19 protein-coding genes are annotated in these 21,650 nt (G+C 43.9%); 8 read left to right on the forward strand and 11 right to left on the reverse strand.

The annotated features are described in order from the left end of the window. Nucleotides 1-145: 145 nt before the first annotated feature. The 5 genes from AC1DV1_RS11070 to AC1DV1_RS11090 are packed head-to-tail and all read right to left on the reverse strand — an operon-like array spanning nucleotide 146 to nucleotide 5,065. Nucleotides 146-1,168 carry an asparaginase gene (locus AC1DV1_RS11070; protein ID WP_477358733.1) on the reverse strand — a complete coding sequence of 341 codons (1,023 nt, stop codon included), beginning with the start codon at nucleotides 1,166-1,168 and terminating at the stop codon, nucleotides 146-148. 36 nt (nucleotides 1,169-1,204) lie between these two features. Then, entirely contained in the window at nucleotides 1,205-1,972 is a 768-nt protein-coding gene (locus AC1DV1_RS11075) for a TatD family hydrolase (protein ID WP_477358736.1), read from the reverse strand. A gap of 48 nt (nucleotides 1,973-2,020) precedes the next feature. After that, nucleotides 2,021-3,001 (reverse strand): FKBP-type peptidyl-prolyl cis-trans isomerase, encoded by a 981-nt coding sequence (locus tag AC1DV1_RS11080; protein ID WP_477358739.1) that lies wholly within the window; start codon nucleotides 2,999-3,001, stop codon nucleotides 2,021-2,023. Nucleotides 3,002-3,057: 56 nt separating this feature from the next. Beyond that, nucleotides 3,058-4,053, reverse strand: coding sequence for an FKBP-type peptidyl-prolyl cis-trans isomerase (locus AC1DV1_RS11085; RefSeq protein WP_477358743.1), 996 nt, complete (start codon nucleotides 4,051-4,053; stop codon nucleotides 3,058-3,060). Nucleotide 4,054: 1 nt separating this feature from the next. Then, entirely contained in the window at nucleotides 4,055-5,065 is a 1,011-nt protein-coding gene (locus AC1DV1_RS11090) for a DHH family phosphoesterase (protein ID WP_477358746.1), read from the reverse strand. A gap of 202 nt (nucleotides 5,066-5,267) precedes the next feature. Between AC1DV1_RS11090 and AC1DV1_RS11095 the strand changes: the two genes are divergently transcribed. Next, nucleotides 5,268-5,687: a nucleoside-diphosphate kinase gene (locus AC1DV1_RS11095; protein ID WP_477358749.1), complete on the forward strand. Its 420-nt coding sequence runs from the start codon at nucleotides 5,268-5,270 to the stop codon at nucleotides 5,685-5,687. Nucleotides 5,688-6,140: 453 nt separating this feature from the next. Here AC1DV1_RS11095 and AC1DV1_RS11100 read toward each other — a convergent pair whose 3' ends face one another. Together AC1DV1_RS11100 and recF are read right to left on the reverse strand one after the other, a co-directional pair. After that, nucleotides 6,141-6,431, reverse strand: a complete 291-nt coding sequence (locus AC1DV1_RS11100) for a DciA family protein (protein ID WP_477358752.1) — start codon at nucleotides 6,429-6,431, stop codon at nucleotides 6,141-6,143. Then, complete coding sequence (gene recF / locus AC1DV1_RS11105) at nucleotides 6,424-7,524, reverse strand: DNA replication/repair protein RecF (protein ID WP_477358756.1); 1,101 nt, start codon at nucleotides 7,522-7,524, stop codon at nucleotides 6,424-6,426. Before recF ends, AC1DV1_RS11100 begins: the two co-directional genes overlap by 8 nt. Nucleotides 7,525-7,762: 238 nt before the next feature. On the opposite strand from recF, the gene AC1DV1_RS11110 reads away from it, so the two are divergent. After that, nucleotides 7,763-8,575 carry a DUF3108 domain-containing protein gene (locus tag AC1DV1_RS11110; protein WP_477358759.1) on the forward strand — a complete coding sequence of 271 codons (813 nt, stop codon included), beginning with the start codon at nucleotides 7,763-7,765 and terminating at the stop codon, nucleotides 8,573-8,575. Nucleotides 8,576-8,679: 104 nt separating this feature from the next. Then, nucleotides 8,680-9,210: a hypothetical protein gene (locus AC1DV1_RS11115; protein ID WP_477358761.1), complete on the forward strand. Its 531-nt coding sequence runs from the start codon at nucleotides 8,680-8,682 to the stop codon at nucleotides 9,208-9,210. A gap of 16 nt (nucleotides 9,211-9,226) precedes the next feature. Here AC1DV1_RS11115 and AC1DV1_RS11120 read toward each other — a convergent pair whose 3' ends face one another. Beyond that, a complete protein-coding gene (locus tag AC1DV1_RS11120; protein WP_477358764.1) occupies nucleotides 9,227-9,694 on the reverse strand; it encodes an SMI1/KNR4 family protein in 468 nt (155 codons plus the stop codon). Nucleotides 9,695-9,769: 75 nt separating this feature from the next. Then, on the reverse strand, nucleotides 9,770-11,254 hold the full coding sequence (locus AC1DV1_RS11125; protein WP_477358767.1) for an aldehyde dehydrogenase (NADP(+)): 1,485 nt from the start codon (nucleotides 11,252-11,254) through the stop codon (nucleotides 9,770-9,772). A gap of 438 nt (nucleotides 11,255-11,692) precedes the next feature. Here AC1DV1_RS11125 and AC1DV1_RS11130 point away from each other — a divergent pair, with 438 nt between their 5' ends. From AC1DV1_RS11130 to AC1DV1_RS11145, 4 genes are all read left to right on the forward strand, one after another. Continuing rightward, the gene (locus tag AC1DV1_RS11130; RefSeq protein ID WP_477358771.1) at nucleotides 11,693-12,025 is read left to right on the forward strand and encodes a hypothetical protein; all 333 of its coding nucleotides are present in this window, start codon (nucleotides 11,693-11,695) and stop codon (nucleotides 12,023-12,025) included. 360 nt (nucleotides 12,026-12,385) lie between these two features. Next, a complete protein-coding gene (locus AC1DV1_RS11135; RefSeq protein ID WP_477358774.1) occupies nucleotides 12,386-12,727 on the forward strand; it encodes a winged helix-turn-helix domain-containing protein in 342 nt (113 codons plus the stop codon). Between the two features lie 90 nt (nucleotides 12,728-12,817). Continuing rightward, a complete protein-coding gene (locus tag AC1DV1_RS11140) occupies nucleotides 12,818-15,406 on the forward strand; it encodes a TonB-dependent receptor (protein ID WP_477358777.1) in 2,589 nt (862 codons plus the stop codon). Nucleotides 15,407-15,546: 140 nt separating this feature from the next. Continuing rightward, entirely contained in the window at nucleotides 15,547-16,788 is a 1,242-nt protein-coding gene (locus AC1DV1_RS11145) for a YdcF family protein (RefSeq protein WP_477358780.1), read from the forward strand. 70 nt (nucleotides 16,789-16,858) lie between these two features. Here AC1DV1_RS11145 and AC1DV1_RS11150 read toward each other — a convergent pair whose 3' ends face one another. Further along, on the reverse strand, nucleotides 16,859-18,091 hold the full coding sequence (locus AC1DV1_RS11150) for a DEAD/DEAH box helicase (RefSeq protein ID WP_477358784.1): 1,233 nt from the start codon (nucleotides 18,089-18,091) through the stop codon (nucleotides 16,859-16,861). 116 nt (nucleotides 18,092-18,207) lie between these two features. After that, nucleotides 18,208-20,427 (reverse strand): hypothetical protein, encoded by a 2,220-nt coding sequence (locus AC1DV1_RS11155; RefSeq protein ID WP_477358788.1) that lies wholly within the window; start codon nucleotides 20,425-20,427, stop codon nucleotides 18,208-18,210. Nucleotides 20,428-20,569: 142 nt separating this feature from the next. Between AC1DV1_RS11155 and AC1DV1_RS11160 the strand changes: the two genes are divergently transcribed. Continuing rightward, on the forward strand, nucleotides 20,570-21,637 hold the full coding sequence (locus AC1DV1_RS11160; RefSeq protein WP_477358791.1) for a glycoside hydrolase family 130 protein: 1,068 nt from the start codon (nucleotides 20,570-20,572) through the stop codon (nucleotides 21,635-21,637). The last annotated feature ends 13 nt before the right edge of the window (nucleotides 21,638-21,650 follow it).

A 21,650-nucleotide genomic window follows, 5' to 3' on the forward strand; every position in this document is an offset into this window, starting at 1 on the left:
CCAACATGCTTATCTGAATGCGGGGCGTACAAGATTTCTCTTTCGCCCTCCCGCTCACGGCTCCCCAGCTCTATCGAAATGACATTTTTTTATAAAATAAGCCATCAAGCCGATACCCGCACAAGAAATTGCACATGGGTTGCAGTTACGATACCGTTATCTCGCCCCTTAAATCCGTTTCCATATAATGTTTTACCAGGGCCGGGTCGTCAAACTTGCCCAGCAGGTACATCATTTTGGTTACTGCCGATTCAAAGGTCATATCGTAACCGTTGGCTACACCCATGTCCTTAAGTTGCTTACTGGTTTCGTAACGGCCAAGTTCAACGGTGCCTACTTTACATTGCGAAATATCTACAATCACTTTGCCATCTTTAATGGCTTTTTCCAACAGGCTGATAAACCATGCGTCGGTTGTGGTATTGCCTGCCCCAAAAGTTTCCATTACAACGCCGCGTACATCAGCATTTAAAATGGCCTCAACCACTTTTGTACCTATGCCCGGGTAAAGTTTTAACACGCCTACGTCGCTTATAAGGTTGTTGTGGATGATGAGCTCCTCGTCATCCTGCGGGTGCCTGATATCGTTTACGCTGAATTTAAGGTGTACGCCACTCTCGGCCAGGATAGGGTAGTTTGGCGAGCGGAAGGCTTCGAACTTTGATGAATTATATTTAAACGCACGATTCCCCCGGAATAGTTTGTAATCAAAGTAGATACATACCTCGGGTACACGGGCGCGGTCGTTTTTCTTGGCCTTGGCAATTTCTATAGCCGTCATCAGGTTTTCCTTGGCATCAGTACGAATAGCGCTGATAGGCAATTGCGAGCCGGTAAAAATAACGGGTTTGCCCAAATTTTCGAGCATAAAACTTAATGCTGAGGCGGTATAAGCCATGGTATCTGAGCCGTGAAGGATCACAAAACCATCATTGTCATGATAATTGGATTCGATGAGGCCGGCCAGATCGCTCCAGATGGCCGGGTTCATGTTTGATGAATCGATGATCTCGTCAAAAGAGTGTACTTTGATCCGGCAGTTCAGTTTCTCCAACTCGGGCACATTATCCATTATTTGCTCAAAGTTGATAGGCTTGAGCACCTTAGTAACAGGATCGCTCATCATCCCTATGGTACCGCCGGTGTAAATGATCAGTATCTGGCTCATTAATTAGGTTTTATGCTGTATAAATCATTTCAATTACTATATACCAAATATTAGCCTGGAGTTTTCGGTTGTAACACGAGCAACCTCCTCCACACTGGTTTGGTGCAGGTCCGCCACTTTTTGGGCAATATAAATCAAGTACGAGCTTTCATTAGGTTTACCCCGGAACGGAACGGGCGTAAGGTACGGAGAATCTGTTTCTAAAACTATATGGTTTAAATCAATTTCGGCCACAACTTTGTCAAGTCCCGAATTTTTATAGGTAACCACGCCGCCTATACCCAGGTAAAAGCCCAGATCAATCACCTGTTGGGCCTGCTCTACTGTGCCACCAAAACAATGAAATATGCCGCGTAGCTTGTCGTCATTTTCCTGCTGTAATACCTCATAAACCTCGTTATAAGCATCGCGGCAATGAATTACGATGGGCAGATCAAGACTTTTTGCCCAGTTAATCTGCTGTTTGAAGGCTTTAACCTGTTCGGTTAAAAAAGTTTTGTCCCAATACAGGTCGATGCCAATTTCGCCTATAGCGTAAATTGGATGTTGCCCTTGCGCCGCTTTAATGCTTGTCAGTTCCTGCTCCCAATCTGCCTTTACCGAGCATGGGTGAAGGCCCAGCATAGGGTAACATAAGCTGGGATACGCCCGTACCAGGTCATAAACCAGGGGCACCGATGCTGCATCTACATTAGGCAAAAACAGGCGGCTGATATCATTGTCGATACAACGCTGCACAAGGGCAGCGCGTTTACCGGGAATGGTTTCGTAGTATAAATGGGTATGGGTGTCTGTTAATACCATGTTGCAAAAGTAAAAAGCCTCCCCGGTTTATCAGGAAGGCTTTCAAGCTTAATTTTTCTTTTTAGCTACAGTTGTTTTTTTCTTTACCGTGTGCTTAACGCCTGGCTTGGCAGCAACGGGTACATGTTTGCCTGGCTTTACCTTTACAATTTCAAGGTCGAACACCAGCGTTGCATAGGGCGGAATAGCGCCGTTACCCATACCCTGCTCGCCATAACCCAATTTTGATGGGATAATGAATTTGGCTTTTGATCCCTCGTGCAATAAAGCAAGGCCTTCTTCCCAGCCAGGTATTACGCCATGTGCGCCTAATACTACCGGGATAGGCTCATAGGGGCGGCCGGGCTGCTCAACACCCGCTGCTTTGGCGTTGGCCTGTACGCTGGTGTCAAACACCTGTCCGTTTAATAAATAGCCGGTATAGTTAACCATTACCGTATCGCCATCCAACGGCTTGCGCAGGGCAGATGCCTTGGTTATAATATACTTTAAGCCTGATGCTGTTGTAACAGGGCTTAGTTTATTTGCAGCGATGTAGGTATTAGTTTCAGTAGCTTCCTGTAGTTTCAACTTCTCAACGGCAGCGGTACGTTCGGCCATAGCTTCCTGTAACGATTGTACTTTGATTATTTTAAGGATAAAAACCAGCTTGCTGCCTTTAGGAAAAAACGGCGGACGCGCTTCTTCATGCCCCTTAAAAATAGAGTCGGTAGGTACCTTTACCATCGCACTGTCATTCAGGGTAAGCAGCGGGAAAATATCCATTAAATCGGCTACATTTTGCGATGGACGGATTTGCGCCGGCTGAGGCTTGCCTGTTTTAAATGAGCTGTATAAAACCGAATCCTTATCTGTCATCTGGATATAATTAAAATAAACGATGTCGTTCAGTTTGATTTTTTCACCGGTGTTATGCGTAAATATCTGGTATTGGGCGCCGGCTGGCGTGGTTTGCATACCGGTTTGTGCATGGGCAGTTAGCGTAGCTATGCCAAACAAAGCCGTTAGTAGATAAAAAATGTTTTTCATAAAAATAAAAAAAGCCTTCCTGACGCTTGTCGGGAAGGCTGTAAAAGCGTTATAAATTATCTTTGAGTAGGTTGTGACTGATCTGGCGCCTGTTGTTGCATTTGCATTTGCGGCATAACCGGTTTTGGCGCATTTGGATTAGGTTTCACAATTTCAACCATTTCCATTTCGAAAATAATTGGTGTGAATGGGCCGATAGGGCCAACGCCCTGATCTTTGTAGGCAATAGCCGAAGGGATAACCAAGGTGATTTTTGAACCTTTGTTCATCAATTGCAAACCTTCGTCCCAACCTGGTATAACTTTAGCCTGGCCAACCGGGATGCGTAGAGGTGCAAACGGACGCCCTGGTTCGATAGGTTGTTTTTCTTTTATGGCTACTTCTTTAACACTGGTTTCAAATATTTTACCATTTGGAAGTCTGCCTGTATAGTTAACAACAGCGGTATCGCCAACTGCCGGAGTTGGACCTGTACCTGGTGTAGTAATAACGTAGTTTAAGCCCGATGCGGTAGTTGTTACTTTAAGGTTATGATCGGCAATATATTTTTTGATTTTGCCTGGCTCCTGTGCTTTCATAGCTTCGGTAAGGGTTTTTAAGTAATCCTGAACCCTGCCACGGAAAACCTGCTCGGTAAGTGAACCTTTTGCCAATACTTTATTGATGTTAACCTGGAATATTAAAAATTTGCCTTTCAGGTTTGGCGGACGCTGCTGGCCACCTTTAAATATCGAATCGGTTGGTACTTTAAAAGTTGCGCTATCACCTTCGCCAAGCAATTCAAGGCCGGCATAAATATCACCTTTAGCCTGTGGTTTAGGCATTGGCATAATGATGATAGGGTGTCCCATGTCGTAAGTATTGCTCAATACCGAATCACCATCGGTTTTTACAATCATATTTACGCTCACAAAGTCGCCGTCTTTAATATGTGCACCGCCTTTAGATGTATGGATGTTATAAAGTAATCCAGCATCTCCTTTTTTAAAGCCTCCGTTGCAACTTGAAAATCCAATTGCAGCAATGGCCAGGAACATTAATTTTTGTTTCATTTTATTGATTTAATAGTTTTTTATATTCGGGTAATATGGTTTTGAATTGTTGTACAACCTGTTCAAGGGTATTACTTGAATGACCGCCGGCCGCATTGCGGTGACCGCCGCCATCAAAATATTTTTTGCAAATTTCGTTTGCCGGAAATTCGCCTTTTGACCGTAACGAAAGTTTTACCCTGTCGCTGCGTTCAACTATAAACGCGGCCAGTTTTATATCGGCCATTGATAATGCATAGTTTACAATGCCTTCGGTATCGCCGGTATCAACATCGTATTTATGCAAGTCGGTATTATTAACGGCAATAATTGCGGTATGGTATTCGGGCAGTACTTCAAGGCAATTGGCCAGGCAATGTCCTAAAAATCTTAACCGGTTTTCGGTTGCACTATTGTACACCAGTTCATGAATGCGCCAGTTAACGGCGCCCAGGTCAATTAAATCGGCAACAATGCGGTGTACAGTTGATGTGGTATTGGGCAGGCGGAACGATGCCGAATCGGTCATGATGCCAGTGTATAAACAGGTTGCCACATCGGCGTTAATCAATTCGCGATGGTGCAGCTCGTTAACAATAAAATCATAAATAAGCTGGGCCGTTGCACATGCATTAATGTTCCAGTGGCGGTAGTCGTCAAAATCCTGTGGTTCCAGGTGATGATCTATCATGATTTTATAAGCCTTGCTTTCGCCTACCAAAACACCCATTTCATTGATGCGGCTTAGGGCATTAAAATCAAGGCAAAATATAAGCTCGGCATCGGCAATTAACGCCGCCGACTTTTCGGCCTGGTCGGTATATATGATAACGTCGCCATTACGGGGCAGCCAACTTAAAAAAGCAGGGTAATCTGTAGGGGCAATAACCGTGGCATGATGGCCTTGCTGTATCAAATAATTGTACAAACCCAATGACGAGCCCATAGCATCACCATCAGGTTTATGATGGGTAGTGATCACTATTTTTCTGGGGCTTGCTAAAAGTTCTGTAAGCGCGGCTAAATCTAACATCAATTTTAAAAAAGAGTTGCAAAGCTAAATAAATAAATTAAATACAAACCATCTATTTTAACACAAAAAGCTTTATCTTACAGATGTAAAAAGCTACTTTTGCGGCAAAAATTAAATATTAAGCAACCATTTGGCCACCGGGACAACAATAGGCGGCCCCTTGATGCGATTTCAATTACAACCCAAAAAACAATTAAGTATAATGACCACAAACAGAACATTTACCATGATTAAGCCAGATGCCGTTGCAAACGGACATATTGGTGCTATAATAGACAAGATAACCAAAAGCGGCTTTAAAATAATCGCTCTTAAATACACAGCTTTAAGCGCCGAAAAAGCCGGCCAATTTTATGAAGTGCATAAAGAACGCCCTTTTTATAATGCCCTGGTAACATTCATGTCGTCGGGACCAATAGTGGCTGCTATTTTGGAGAAAGATAACGCTATTGAAGATTTTCGTAAACTAATTGGTGCTACCGACCCTGCAAAGGCAGACGAAGGAACTATCCGTAACCTGTTTGCTAAGTCAATTGATGCAAATGCAGTTCATGGATCCGATTCGGACGAGAATGCAGCGATTGAAGGCAGTTTCTTTTTCTCGGCTTTCGAGAGGTTTTAATAATCAGGTATTTAGGGGTGTAAATACAACCGTTACATCCCTAAATAATTTTGGTGCGGCTTTTGTCTTATTAAATATAAATCTGTAGCTTTACAAAACTAGGTTGAATTTTTATTAACCTAAACTGTGCTGTAAACCGGGGGCAAAATCCCAATAATTCATTTGAATATGAAACTATTTTTGAAGGTTGTTATATATGCGCTAATTGTTGTATGTTTATGTACATGCACAATATTGCTTTATAAGAGCCACCCCGAAGTTCAATTAGCCTTTGTTATCCCCGGTTTGTTTATTTTAATATACTCTATGATTACTGATGATCTTGGCATCAGGCAGCATATCCGCTCACGTCAGCTTCGCATATCAAGAGAAAGATAGTATTCAATTTGCGGTATTGGTTTGATGCATTTATTACCCGATTTTCCCAATCAGGGTATTTTTTTGCAGGATAGTTTATAGGAATACAATCTCTTCAACCAAAATTCCTCTTGCTTCGGCATTTATTTTATCTATAATCTGGCTACGCATCAGCATCAATTCGTGTTTTATTACCGACGATTCAATCCGCAGGAACAATTTTTTATCGCGGATAAATAGTTCTTTGGTACGGTTTGCCACAGATTTACCCACCAGCTCGGGCCAGGCAGCTACCACGCCGGTTTCATCATACCTGCGTTTTATTTTGTATACATTAAGCATTTGCTCAATGGCTTCCTTTAATGATTTGTCGTTTGTTTTACGCATCAATAGCTCCTTTGCTCACATTAAATAATTTAACCTCCACCGCAATTTTATCAAATATTTCACTTACCCGCTTTACGCTGGTATCAGTAATAAATACTTGTCCAAAATCATTGTTGCTCACCATTTTCATTAGTTTGGTAACGCGTTCATCATCCAGCTTATCAAAAATATCATCCAATAGCAATAAGGGCTTAAACCCTTTTTGCTGGTATAAAAAAGTATACTGCGCCAGTTTAAGTGCTATTAAAAATGATTTCTGCTGCCCCTGCGACCCAAACTTTTTCATGGCCATGCCGTGAATGCCAAATTGAAGGTCGTCTTTGTGGATACCGGCGGTAGTACGTTCAAGGGCCCTGTCGCGCTCCACCGTTTTTTTTAGCAAGCCGGCAAAATCATCCTGTAATAACTGCGATTCGTAAGCAAGTTCAACCAGTTCGGCATCGTTGCTTAAAAAACTGTAGTGTTTATTAAATATTTCGGTAAAGCCTTCCATAAAAGCCTTGCGGCGCTCAAATATGCGGTTGCCCGATTGCACCAGCTGCTCATCCATTACCTCCAGCAGGCTTGGATCATAACGGCCGGTATCAGCTATCAGCTTCAGCAGGGCGTTACGGTTGGCCAGTACCTTGTTGTAGGTTATCAGCTCGTCAAGGTAATGGTTGTCTGTTTGCGATATTACATTATCAATAAACTTGCGGCGTTCCTCGCTTCCTTCGGTTATAATGCTGGTATCATAGGGCGATATCATGACCAATGGCAGCAAGCCAATATGATCGGCCAGGCGCTGGTAATCTTTTTTATTACGCTTAAACTGTTTTTTTTGGTTCCGTTTTACCGAGCAGGCTACGGCCTCGGTTTGTTGGTTTTTGTTAAAAACACCGGTTATGATAAAAAAATCGGAGCCTTGTTTTATCTGCTGACTATCTATCGGGTTAAAGTAACTTTTACAAAGCGACAGGTAATGTATAGCATCAAGCAAATTGGTTTTGCCTGCGCCATTATTACCCGTAAAGGCATTTACCCCCTTGCTGAAAACAAGTTCGGCTTCCTCGTAATTTTTAAAGTTGATAACTGATAGTTGCTGCAGATACATGGAGTTGTAAAGGTAAGGTTTTGCTATTGATTTGAAGATTTGAAATTTTGAAAATGCTTGTTAATACTACACTACATTTTCCGGATGACACATACAGCCTAACCGTTCATTGAACAAAAAGGCGAACACGTTAAAAATAAACCTGCAACCGTTGAAATGATTTTTATTGCCGGAACCCGAAATGCAGCTTTGATTAAATAAATAGAATTAACCACCCTTGCCGGCACAATAAATTACCATGAAAACCGAACATATAGTTGAAAAAATAGTAGCCATTACCGTTACTTTACTGCTACTGGCCGCGCATTGCCCCAGGGTAATGGCGCAAACAGATACTATCCGTTTAAAGGACAAACGACTCATTATAGCAAACCTTAAACCGGGGTTGCGGCAATACCTGGTGTACTTTCAAAATCTTAAGGACGATAGGCGTTTGCGCATGTCTGTCTGGCTGCGCGATGTAGAAAGCGGCAACCGTAATGGCGAGGATATTGTTACCGTAACCCAGCATTGGTATTCAGCCGACAGCGCATCATACCGGTCGACATTCTCGGCAAACAGGGCGGCGGATTTTACGCCGGTTTATCATTCAGAAACCATAGGCACAAAAACCAAAGCATTTAATTGGGGTGCCACTACAATTGGCGGTGCCGATACCGTGAAAAATAACCTGGCGAAGGATTTTTTGCTAAACGTTAAAGAGCCCTATTTTAACTGGAACCTGGATATAGAAACTTTTGAAATGCTGCCCCTTGCAGCCGGCAAAATATTTGCCATCAATTTTTACGATGCGGTGAGCAACACCCCCGAATACGCAGTGTACAAAGTAACCGGCAGCGAAGAGCTGGCCACATTAGATAACGAAAAAGTTGATTGCTGGAAGCTGCTTACCGAAGCCGATTATAAGGGCCAGCACTATAGCCAAACCTTTTGGATAAGCAAAAACAGCCATGAGTTTTTACGGGAGGAAGATTTTTTTAACGGCGGCTACCGCTATAAAATTAAACTGCCAGGCGCCGCGCCCGATGTGGTAAAGCGGTTTGGGAAGTAAGTAGCCGATTGGCCAACAATATTGAAGCAGTAACTTGAGTTTTTGCAAGTGGGTTATTAAACCTTTTCGGGCCATAATAGTCAAACCCGGAAACCTGCTGCATCATGAAAAAACTTATCCTCATCCTGTTATCAATAGCTTTTACCGGAAATGTATCTGCCCAGCAGACAGCGATATTCAACACTACCGACCTTGCAGTTTATAATGCCGTAAAATCAAGTAAGGACAGCATGTATAATTTTACTTTTGTTTATCCGGACGGTAAGCTGGGTACCATAATTAAAAACGGTAAAATAGCTACTATAGTAAATCCCGATGGTACAAATACTGTAGTATCGCAAACCGGCAATACGGCTACTGTTGTAAACTCAAACGGAGCACATTCATTGTGGATAGATAACGGGGCGACGGTAACAATTGTCAATCCCAACAGCACGCATTCCATCCTGGTAAAAAACGGCCCGGTCTCAACTATTGTCAACCCCGATGGTACACATTCTTCCATAGTTGATAATGGACAAACCTCGGTTATTGTAAATCCCGATGGATCGCACTCAGTTGTTGTTAAAACGACCGTTAATACAACTATTATGGTGAACCCTGATGGTTCGCATACGGTGGTAACAACGCCTTGAACGGAAAATAGTTAGATTATCTTTTTAATTGAACTCTCCAATCATACAACCCATCCTTTTCGTATAATCCACCAATTAGGAATCTTCTGAGAAACTCGACAAAAGAATTTGTCAAAACGATGTTGTCGTTGGTGTTGTCTATTGTGGTTATTTTATAGTCATTATTGCTATCCGGGTTTACTATCAACTCCCATGCGTCACAATAAATCATAAACTCGGCTATATACAACTCTTTATAATTGCGTTGTTCCTTATTCCATATTACATCGTTTAGTGGAATGATGCTAAACATATCTTCATCAGATATAAAACCGTCTGTGAATTCATAAAACTGCCGGATGTCGTCAGGTAATTTTATGTTGTAGGCGTTTTCTACAGCTTCTATCTGATTTTTGCTTGCCCCCTTATTGAGGGTTATATCGGTATCATCTAAATTGGTTTTCAGATAATTGATAACATCGGTGATGGAGTTGAAAAGAAGCATGTGCGATGATCCAAAATAATCAAATAATATTAAGCCATAGCGATTTTTTGAATTAATTTCTATGGCTTAATTGAGCTATTTCTTCCACTCATTATCTACCAGCCTCCAAATCCCCAAAGGGTTGGCGTTTTGCAGCGCCAAAGGCAATAAGCCATCCGGGCAGTTTTGGTAGCATACCGGGCGAACCCAGCGCTTTACGGCGTTGGTGCCCACTGCTGTAAAGCGGCTATCCGTAGTGGCCGGGAAAGGCCCTCCATGAACCATACTATGGCAAACTTCAACACCGGTTGGTACGCCGTTAAACAATACACGACCGGCAATTGATGGGAGTAATTGTAATAAGGCTTTATGTCCGGCAAAATCCTCATCGGTACCCATTACAGTGGTGGTTAACTGGCCCGATACCGATTTTAATACTTTAAGCAGTTCCTGCTCGTCTTTGCAGTTTACCATCAGTGAGTATGGTCCAAAAACCTCTTCGTGCAGTAATGGGTTGGCTAAAAAAGTTTCGCCGCTTACCAGGGCAACAGTTGGTAATGCCTCAATATCGTGTGCTTCGGTAGCCGATTTTTGGATCACCTTAACACCATCCTGCGTTAACGCTTCATGGCTCTTTTTTTGGTAAGCCGTGTGGATACCCACATGCAGCATTTTGGCGGGCTTAATGGCTTCAATGCCTTTGCCAAGGCTATCCAGGAAACTGTAGAGCCCGTCGCCCTCAATAGCAAGCATCAGGCCGGGGTTGGTACAAAACTGGCCCATGCCCAGAGTTATTGAACCGGCATATTGTGCGGCCAGGTCGGCAGCGTTTTTGTTGAGGGTATCTGGCAAAAATACAACCGGGTTTATACTGCCCATTTCGGAAAATACCGGGATAGGCTTTTTGCGTTGCGACGAATATTGCAGCAATGCCAAACCGCCAACAGTTGATCCGGTAAAGCCAACAGCTGCTGTTTCATCGGCCTGCACCAGGGCTTTGCCGCTTTCAAATGAGGTGCCATGTACATGCTGAAAAATATGCTCGGGCATGTTGCTGCTTAAAATTGCTTTTTTTATAGCACTGTACACCATCTCCGAAGTTTCGGCATGGGCCGGGTGTGCTTTTACTACTACGGGACAGCCTGCAGCCAAAGCGCTCGCGGTATCGCCGCCTGCGGTTGAGTAAGCGAACGGGAAGTTACTTGCACCAAAAACAGCTACAGGGCCAAGCGGTATAAGCACTTTACGAGCATCGGGTTTTGGCAATGGCGCCCTGAGCGGGTTAGCGGTATCAATACTGGCTTCAACCCAGCTGCCTTCGCGCAGCATGGTAGCAAACATGCGCAGCTGGCCTGTGGTGCGGGCGCGCTCGCCGGTTAAGCGGGGAATAGGCAGGTTGGTTTCTTCGGATGCTTTTTGCAGTAAGGCATCGCCTAAAGCTTCAATTTCGGCAGCGATAGCCTCTAAAAACAGACTTTTTTGCTCGATGCTGGTTTGCTGGTAAGCTTCAAATGCGGTTTGCGCTTGTTGCATTACCTGGTTTATTTCGTCAACGCTTGCTTCTTTAAAATTATTTGCCATGGCAGATGTGAGTTTGAATGAACAACGGTTTGCACCGCACGTATGTTTAGGCAAATATATTTAAAGCGGTACAAAAGCGGTGGGTGTTTTCTAACAGGTACTAACAGTATTTTGTCGTTTTTTTGAATGATTACAAAGTTGCTTTTCGTAGCCGGCGGTGTTTTCGCGACACGCATTTATTTCATTTGTAATTCGCTGAAAGCATAAGCCCCGGCAGTGGAGATGCGTTTTTTGACCTGTTGGAGGGGATTTGGTATACCCGCCATTTAATTAATATTTAATAAATACGGTTTTGTGGTAAATTATAGGTATCTTTCAGCAATTCCTTCCTTAATATACTACTACAACTTAGGCGTTGCCATTTTCTGATACGGTGATAGTTAAGCTTTAACATAATACCAGCCTCTAAGAGGCTGCAATACCGTAAAAAATAATCATATGACAGTTGCTGCTGAAAGATCTATTGAAACCGAAACCCGCATGTACATGTACGACCTGCTGAACACCGCTAAAGAATTTGGCTTTAAAGCCGAAGATAGCTGGGAATTGAGCATGGTAACCAATACCGACAGGATAAGGATTCAAAAAGATTATTACCCAACCATCGCCGCCAAAGTTGGCCCCGAAATTTTGCTTCAAGTATTTCACACCGTAAAAACGCGTCTTAACCAAACGTTCAACAAAGAGTTGCAAAAAATTGACGAGCGCAACCCGCCTGTTGAGGACCTGAATTACCTGGTGGCCTTTAATCCAAAAAGGCCGAGAACATAAAGTTTGTTCAGTTTGCTGTAGGCCCGTGCCTTTTTCGATTAATAAAATATCCTGATGCGTTCCCGACAAAATGGCGAACGCATTTTTTTGTTTGAAATTTTGAAAATATATTTATAAGGTTGTAAGGATTTAATGGCTCGCGCGACTAATCTTTAAACAGAGCAGATAAGGTTGTTTTTTATGATTTATATATGTTGTTTTAATATTTATTTGATTGGTTAAAATGAAAAATATTAGTAAAGTCATATGTTTGGCATTAAATTGAAATATTCTTGTTAAAAACAGTAAAAAAGCACCTATAGATGGTTTTTTTGTGAAAATTGTTGTTTTCGAATGAAAGTGTCGATATTTTGTGGTTGAATGGATGTGAAATTGAATTTAAACGGGCGCATCTGGTTTGAAACCCCGGATGGAAAATTGCTTGGCCATGGCCGGGTGGAGTTACTGGAACGCATCCAGCAATCGGGATCATTACGGCAGGCGGCTTTACAAATGAAAATGTCGTACAGGCAGGCATGGGATATTATCAATTACATGAACGAGCATTTTGGCTCGCCGGTGGTTATTTCGCACCGGGGCGGTAAAGGTGGCGGCAGCGCACAGGTTACCGAGAAAGGGTTTAAAGCCATTGAGCAGTACAAACTTTTCCAGGCTAAGTTCAAAGAGTTTTTGAAGGAAAATAGTCCGCTTATAGAAGTATAAATTACAGCATATTAAGCCGGTTTGAATAGCCGGTTTATTTTTTGATCATCGTTATATAAATAAAAGCATATCGAATTTTAACCAAATAATATGAATAAATACTACGCCTTATTATCAATGATGTTACTTGCAGTGAGTACAATATTTGCCCAAAGCAGCAAAAAGGCAAAAGATACTATTGCCAAAAGAAACGATACCACGCAAATCAAAAAGCAGGAGCTTGGAGAAGTAGTAGTATCCGCATCGCGCATCAGCGAAAATATTTTACGGTCGCCGGTAAGTATCGAGAAAATAACCGCCGCCGATTTCAGAAGATCTGCCGCACCATCATTTTTTGACGCGCTGGAAAATGTAAAAGGCGTACAGCTGATAACCCCCAGCCTTGGCTTCAGGATCATCAATACCCGTGGTTTTGCCAATACCACCAACGTTCGCTTTACGCAACTGGTTGATGGGGTTGATAACCAGGCCCCTCACATTGGTGCCCCAATTGGTGACGCCATGGGTCCAAGCGACCTGGATATCGAAAGCGTAGAGATCATCCCCGGCACGGCATCTGCATTATATGGCTTGAATGCGATTAATGGGCTGGCCAATTTTATCACCAAAGATCCTTTTACCAGCCAGGGCATCAGCATTCAGCAAAAAACAGGTATCAACCATATTGGCGATTCGGAGACATCTGCAAAGCTGTTTTCTGAAACCAGTTTCAGGCTGGCCAAGGCTATTTCCAAAAAGTTCGCTTTTAAAATAAACGGCACTTATACCACCGGGTACGATTGGATTGCCGATAACCGCACCGATTTAAATGCTGCCGCCAACGCAAAATTAGGTATTGCGGGTGGCCCTGATAATCCCGGCTACGATCCGGTGAATGGCTATGGTAATGAATCATCCGACAGGAAAACCGTAACGCTTGGCGGTAAACAATATTCCATTGCCCGTACCGGTTATGCCGAAAAGGATGTAACCAGCTACAACCTGCATAATGTAAAGGTTGATGTTGGCCTGGCTTATAAGATTAACGATAATACCCGCTTAACCTACACCTACCGCTTTGCCGATCTGGATAATATTTACCAGCGGGCCAACCGTTTCAGGCTGTCGGGTTATGTTTTGCAGCAACACGCGCTTGAACTGAAGAATAATATTTACCAGGTACGGGCCTACTGGACCAGCGAAAACACCGGAAAATCATACAACCTGCGTTCGGCCGGCGAAAATATTGATCGCAACTACAAAGACGATAATACCTGGTATGCCGATTTTACCAAAGGTTTTAATACGGCCACATCTGCGGGCGCTACCGTGCCACAGGCTTTGCAACAGGCACGCCAGCTGGCCGATGCCGGCCGCTATCAGCCCGGAACCGCTGCATTTAAAGCTACGCTTGATAAATTGGCCGATATTAATAACTGGGATGTTGGCGCGGCATTGCGGGTTAAGGATGATATGTGGCATGCGGAAGGGCAGGTAGATATCTCGAACGCTATTTCATCAAACTTTAAAAAACAAACCGGGCTTGAATTGATGGCGGGCTTTGATCATCGTACCTATATCATTCACCCGGATGGTAACTACTTTATTAATTACGTGAAGGGGCAGGAATACAGCAATCTTGATTACAGCAAGACCGGTGGCTTTGTGCAGATAGCCAAATCGCTTTTTGATAATGAACTGAAGCTGTCGGCTACGCTACGTGCCGATAAAAACGATTACTTTAGCTTGAAACTGAACCCACGTTTTACTGCTGTATTTTCGCCGGTGCCTGAACAAAACTTCAGGGTATCGTTCCAGAGTGGCTATCGTTTCCCAAGTATTTTTGAAGCTTTTAGTAATGTGAACAGTGGCGGCGTAAAACGGGTTGGCGGTTTAAGGGTGGTATCAAACGGAGTGTTTGAAAACTCCTATGTGCGTACCTCTATAGATGCTTTCCAGGCAGCGGTTAAAAACGATTTTAACTCGGGCATGTCAACCAGCGCGGCTATCGAAAAAGAGAAAGGCCTGCTTAAGAAGAACACCTATACCTACCTGCAACCTGAGCACATCAAATCGTTCGAGGCGGGCTATAAGTCGTTGTTTTTTAATGGCGATTTGAGTGTTGACGCTGATTTTTATTACAACCGCTACAATAATTTTATAGGGCAGATTGAACTGAACGTACCGGGGACCACCAAACCCGATTCTATCCCTTACTACCTGAACGATAAAACCAAACAGGCCCGCTACCGGGTGTGGACGAATTCGCAAAGCGTGGTTTACAACATTGGCGGCAGCCTGGGGCTATCCTATCGCCTATGGCAAAAATATATTTTAACCGGCAATGTATCATACGCCAAACTGCAGCGCACCGCTAACGAGGATGCGTTGGAAGATGGTTTTAATACGCCGCAATGGATCACTAATTACTCTTTTGGCGGTAATCATGTTGTTGGCAATTTTGGCTTTAATGCCACCTATAAATGGCAAAGCGGTTTTTACTGGCAATCGTTTTTGGTTAATGGCAATGTAGCATCATACGGTACTATTGATGCCCAGGTTAACTACGATTTTGTAAAAACAGGCCTTAATGTGAAAGTTGGGGCCAGCAACCTTACCAATCAATATTACTATTCGTTTTTAGGCGGCCCGGCCATTGGGGGCTTTTATTATACCACGCTTACGCTGAATATAAAATAGGAGAGGGTTAAGTGAATAGAAATGCCTGCATAGTCAAATTGCAGGCATTTTTTATTTGAGTTAAAACAAAGCGTGTATTTTATTGATTAACACTTTGTTTATTTAATTTTAATCCGAAACCTTGTTTCGCTGAATCCTGTATGAAGAAATTTTTGCTAATCCTTTTTATAAGCGTTTACTCGCTGCATGTTAATGCCCAAAATGCCAGCCAGCAATACCGGTTGATTGGGAAAAACTATACCGAGATCAAAAATTATTACCTGCTAAACTTGCTCCAAAACTACGCGCCTGCCACTAAGCTTATTGGCAGCGATGCTGCTTTGGTACGCATGGTACAGGCTAAACTTAAAAATATACAGGATTCATTAAAGGACAACAGAGGTTTTCGCAGCATTATACAACCATTGAAATTTTCGGAACAGGAAATAAAAACAGTCGGCGACAGGTTTTCTGCTCTATACAAACCAAATAATGCGTTGGGCCTGCTGGTTAAAGATCATTTAATCCCTTCGGGCTGTTATATTAAATACGATTCGCTGGCGCCGGCCGCAATGCTGGTAAAGGCCTGGGAACAGGATGCCCTGGCTATAAATCATACCATCGAGGTGTATGCCGAAGGTAAAAATCCCAATTTTCCGGATGTGGATTCCATCAACTTTAATGTATACCGCAATACTTACCCCAGGTTAATTGCCGATGGGGCCACAGCTATTATAAAGAAATGTGGCGGAACAAAGCTGTTTTACTTACCATCATTAAATTATGCCCTGCATAGTTTGGATATAAACGGGCGCAACGATGCCGCCAACGACGAACCCCTGGAACAAAAGGCCAACAAAGCAGCTTACAAACGGCTAAAAACCATCAACTGGAAAAAATATCAATATACTTTGATGCTGGTGCCCGGAGAGGGGCCCGATAAGCCGGGGGTATCCATAAGTAAGGGGAGCATAGAGCGCTGTAAAATAGCAGCCTTAAAATTTGCACAAGGGTTAACACCGTTCATCATGGTTTCGGGTGGTAGGGTACACCCTTTTAAGACCAGGTTTGCCGAGGCAGAGGAAATGAAAAAATACCTGATTAATCAATTAAAAATTCCCGAAAACGGCATTTTTATTGAGCCCCAGGCGCGCCATACTACCACCAATCTGCGCAATTGCGCACGCCTGATATTCAGGTATGGGATGCCTTTTAACAAGCCTTTTATCACATCTACCAATAAAATACAGAGCTATTATATTTCGTATATGGATAAGCGCTGCATGGCCGACCTTGGCTATATACCCTATTCCCTTGGCCGGCGATTATCAAATACCGAGCAGGAGTTTTACCCCAATATCGCATCGCTACAAATAAACCCGCTTGAGCCGCTGGATCCATAGGCCGAAGTCTTAAGTCCCAAGTTCTAAGTCTTAACTTTCGACTTCAGACTTAGAACTTCAGACTTTCGACTTAACCGTTATTCTTAGGCTTCGGTTTGTTTTTGTTAAAACGCCTGTTTGGCCTTTTAGGGTTTCGTTTATCGTCAGACTGGGCCGATTGTGGCGCAGGTTGTATAGAAGCTAATTCATCGGGCAAGCCAACTACGCGGATAGCGCGGTCCATCAGTTGTTCAATGTTTTTAAGCTTACGCTCGTCGCGGTGGTTTACAAAAGTGATGGCGGTACCGGTTGTAGCGGCGCGTGCGGTACGGCCTATGCGGTGGATATAATCTTCAGGATCGCCCGGAACATCATAGTTAACCACCAGGTCGATACCCTCAACATCAATACCGCGCGAAAGGGCGTCGGTACCAATAATAACCGGCAACTGCCTGTTTTTAAATTTCAGCAGTATCTCCTCACGTTCCTTTTGCTCCAGGTCGGAGTGGAAGGCCATAGCGTTTATTTTGGCTGCCTTTAATTCTTTGTATAAAGATTTTACAATCTCCTTACGGGATGCAAAAATGATGGTGCTTGTATAAGCGGCATCGCGCAGGATCAGTTGCAGTAAAGGCGTTTTTTGCTGATCGTGCATCCGATAGATCTGCTGATCGATACCTACGGCAGGCTGCGAAATGGCAATATTAATCTGCTCGGGATCTTTCAAAATAGCCTTGGCCAATGAACGGATGCGCCCTGGCATGGTGGCCGAAAACAGCAGCGTTTGCCTTTCTTTAGGCAGGTAGCTGATGATCTTCATGATATCGTCGCTGAAGCCCATGTCGAGCATGCGGTCGGCCTCATCTAATATCAGGTGAGTTAAGTGGTTAAGCTTTAATACGCCCGATGTAAGGTGTGCGATTAAACGACCTGGCGTGGCAATAATAATGTTTACATTATTCTGGATGCCGCGGCGCTGTTGTTCGTAAGCCATACCATCACCGCCGCCAAATATAGCTATGGAGCTAACGCCGGTAAAATAGGCCAGGCCTTCTACCTGTTGGTCTATCTGTTGGGCAAGCTCGCGGGTTGGTGCTAAAATAAGCACGCTGGTTTGGTGTTTGGCCGTACCGGTAATATGATTGAGGGTTGGCAATAAGTAGGCGCCGGTTTTCCCGGTACCAGTTTGGGCGCAGGCAATAAGGTCTTTACCCTGCATAATTGCGGGGATTGCCATTTCCTGTATGGGAGTAGGGGTGGTAAAACCCATACTCTCTATGCCTTCAAATAATTGCTCGTTGAAATTAAAATCCTGAAAAGTCACTATATCTTATAAGTAAATTATGCAAGGTAGGAAAATTTAATTGGATATAGGGCTTCATTATAAGTTGAAAGCCATATACACCAAATCAGCGCCTTGAATAATAACCAGGACTATCGCTATTTGCTTTCACACCTAATGGTCACATAACAATTTCCCCTAACCACATATTCCAAATTCCCCTCCTTAGTCTGTTCACCCTTTATAACCTCCTCGTGCTCTTTTTGCTGCATAACCACTTTAAATTTAGGCAGGCTTTTACCATCCTTGCTCAATAGCATCATACGACAGGTTAGTTTTTCGTCGCCTCGTACCCAAAAGCTGAGTGGGCTACCTTTGCGGTATTTAAAGTCGGAAGTTGGGTAATCTACATAGATCATGAAAGATTCGTTGGGCAGTGCGCGGTAATGCCTTGGCACAATACCGAAGGCTACTCCTGCGCCGTACACTTCCTGGCCAACAGTGCCCGATTGTTCCCAGCCGTCATGAATATCCTCAATGGCTATCCAAAGGTTGGGGTCTACTTCCCCCATTTTTACCTCGTCGGATAGTACGTCTTTAGGCAAATTGGGCGGATAGTAATACACCGCGCGTTGAACTATATAGCGGATAAATTCGGCCAATAACAACGATACCGATGGCAGCACGTCCATACCTTCGGCGTAAATAAGGTAGTTGTGCATGGCCGAAAATACTTCCTGCTCCTCGTAAGCTGCTGTGTAAGGCGCATCGTTAAGCGGGAAGATGCCGAAAAATGTGGTGAAGTGTTGGGCATATCCATAATTGCACTCCCATAATTGGAAATTGCGCATCACGTTGGCCAGGCATAAGTAACTTAAATTCAAATAAACCGGTTCGTTGGTGATTTTGTGCAACCACAACATGGCATTGGCCGAGAACGCGGTATTATTGGCCTGGTAAAAAAGCTCAAAACCTTTGCCCTGTAATGTTTTGGCTGCCTTTTTTGCTTCTGATAAATACTTATCATCTTTGGTAAGTTCCCAGGCGTGCAGCATTACGTGGGCATATAAACCTGCCACATCTTTTTCGCCTCCCTTGCCGGGGGCGGTTTCGGCTTTTACAACCTCCAGCGTTTCCATGTTGTAAAACACGGGCCAGTTGTATTTAAAGTGCCGGGCTACTTTTATGGTAAAACCCAATGAACTCAAAAATAGCTTTTCTGATTTTTTATCTCCGCGCAGGGCCATCCTGCCCAAATTCAATAAAGGATGGTTTAGGTACCAGGAGTCCATCACATTAGGTTTCAGCTGTTCTTCCGATCCATCGAGGTCATCGGCCAGGGCGGGCAGCCATCTTACCACGGTACCCAACTTTTCGTCGTAAAAGGCCCCGATGCCGTCCTTAATCATTTTAACTGCGGGCATCTCTTTCTTACTCCAATACTCGTAATCCTGCAATGGCAATAATACAGCAAGCTGTACCATTAACTCGGGCGGGGTGGCATAGTCAGATACGTAGGCATTTAGGTAATCGTGCCCGTTGGCGTGCGACCAGCAGGCATGGCTGGTTTGCAGATCGTTCAATCCCTTGTCCAGTATCTGCGGCCAGTCGTGGTATTGGGTTTCAGGTTTGGGCAAGTGCAGGTAAACTGAAGCCAGCATATCCATAAACAGACGGGCCGATTGCATTTCGTCCTTAATATTTTCGGAGCTGAACGCCAAAAAAGCATCGGCTATAATAAATGCCTTACCGGCCGGCAATGGTTTATCTTTGGTAGGCGGCAAGGCAAATCCAAGTTCGGGCCACTGACCGCCTACTACACCTGATAACGAAGTTTCTGTCGCCTGGCAATAATCGTTGAGCGCGGTAAGGGTTTGGAGGTACAATAAGGTGCCCGATTTTGGCTTATCCAGGCTGATAAACTGCAGGCCTGTACGGGTACCCTCCTGGGTGATATGCACCCTGCCTTCTGTATAGCCGTTTTCACCGTCTTTACCGGTAATCACCATGTCCCTTGGCCAAAAAGGAATAACCAAGGGATCGGCAGGGGTAAGCGTTGTGGTGTACCTGATTAATGGTTTATCCGGTTCCGGGAAATGTAGGTTTACCTCGTAAAGGCCGATGCTGGTTTTTAACTTTACAGTAGCGCCACCGTCGTTAACGTCAAACCTGGTTGCCTTTAAATGATCCGTAGGTGCGTAAGCGGCCCGGATGACAACCCTGCAGCCTTTGGGGCAGGTAACTGTTATCCATAACGCGTTGTTAATGTGATGGATGTTTACCTTGTAGGCCCCGCTTGCGCGTTCGTAAAGTGATGGCAGGTCCTGGTCGTTAAAAATTTCATTTACCGCTGCCGCCCATGGTGATACTACATTCATTTGTAAAAATCAATCGGTTAAACAATTTTTTAATTACCCGCTGAACGCTATAAACAGCGGCTTGAAATGTAAGTACCATAACTATAATAGATTAGGCTTTGTTTGTAATTAAATAAATTATTTATAACGAAAACTTAAATTAATGGCGAATGGTTTATTGCAGATGAAAGATCTGGCAAGACGTTTCCCCGAAAATCCCATATTGCTGCCAAAAGATGTAACGCCCAGCCGGCAGCAACTACAGGTTATCAGCCTACTTAACCCCGGTGTGTTTACCTATCAAAATAAAACATGGTTACTGGTAAGAGTGGCGGAAAGTATAGCCCAAAAAGAAGGGGTTATATTTTTTACCATGATAAATGCTACCGGGAATACCGAGATCATAGAAGTACCGCTTAACGACCCCGACCTGGTAGCTGCCGATGCCCGGGTGATAAACTATAAAGGGTTGGATTATCTCACTACGCTATCACACCTGCGTTTGTTATCGAGCGACGACGGTATACATTTTAAAGAAGATGGACAGAGCGCGTCGCTGTTTGGCAGCGGTTACCTGGAGCGCTTCGGGATAGAGGACTGCCGGGTTACCCAGATTGAGGATACTTATTACCTTACCTACACAGCCGTGTCCGACAGCGGCGTTGGCGTTGGTTTACGTACCACTGAAGATTGGCTTACTTTTGAGCACAAAGGCATGATATTGGCACCGCACAATAAAGACTGTGCGTTATTTGAGGAAAAAATCAGCGGAAAATACTATGCCTTGCATCGCCCCAGCAGTAAAGAGATAGGCGGCAATTACATCTGGCTGGCCGAATCGCCGGATGGCTTACATTGGGGAAATCATCAGTGTATTATCAAAACAAGGGCCGGTCTGTGGGATAACACGCGCGTTGGCGCCGGCGCGTCGCCCATAAAAACAGAACAAGGCTGGCTTGAAATTTACCATGGTGCTAATGAGCAGCATCAATATTGCTTAGGCGCATTCCTTATGGATATCAATGAACCCTGGAAAGTGATTGCCCGCACAACAGAACCCATTATGGTCCCAACCGAAGCTTACGAACTAAGCGGCTTTTTTGGATTTGTGGTGTTTACCAACGGGCATGTTGTTAACGGCGATAAGCTAACCATATATTACGGCGCAGCAGATGAGTTTGTATGCGGTGCTCATTTTTCGATCCGGGAAATTCTGGCGGCACTCAATTAAGTACTTATCTGCT

It is taken from the genome of Mucilaginibacter sp. P4_D1 (assembly GCF_056401935.1).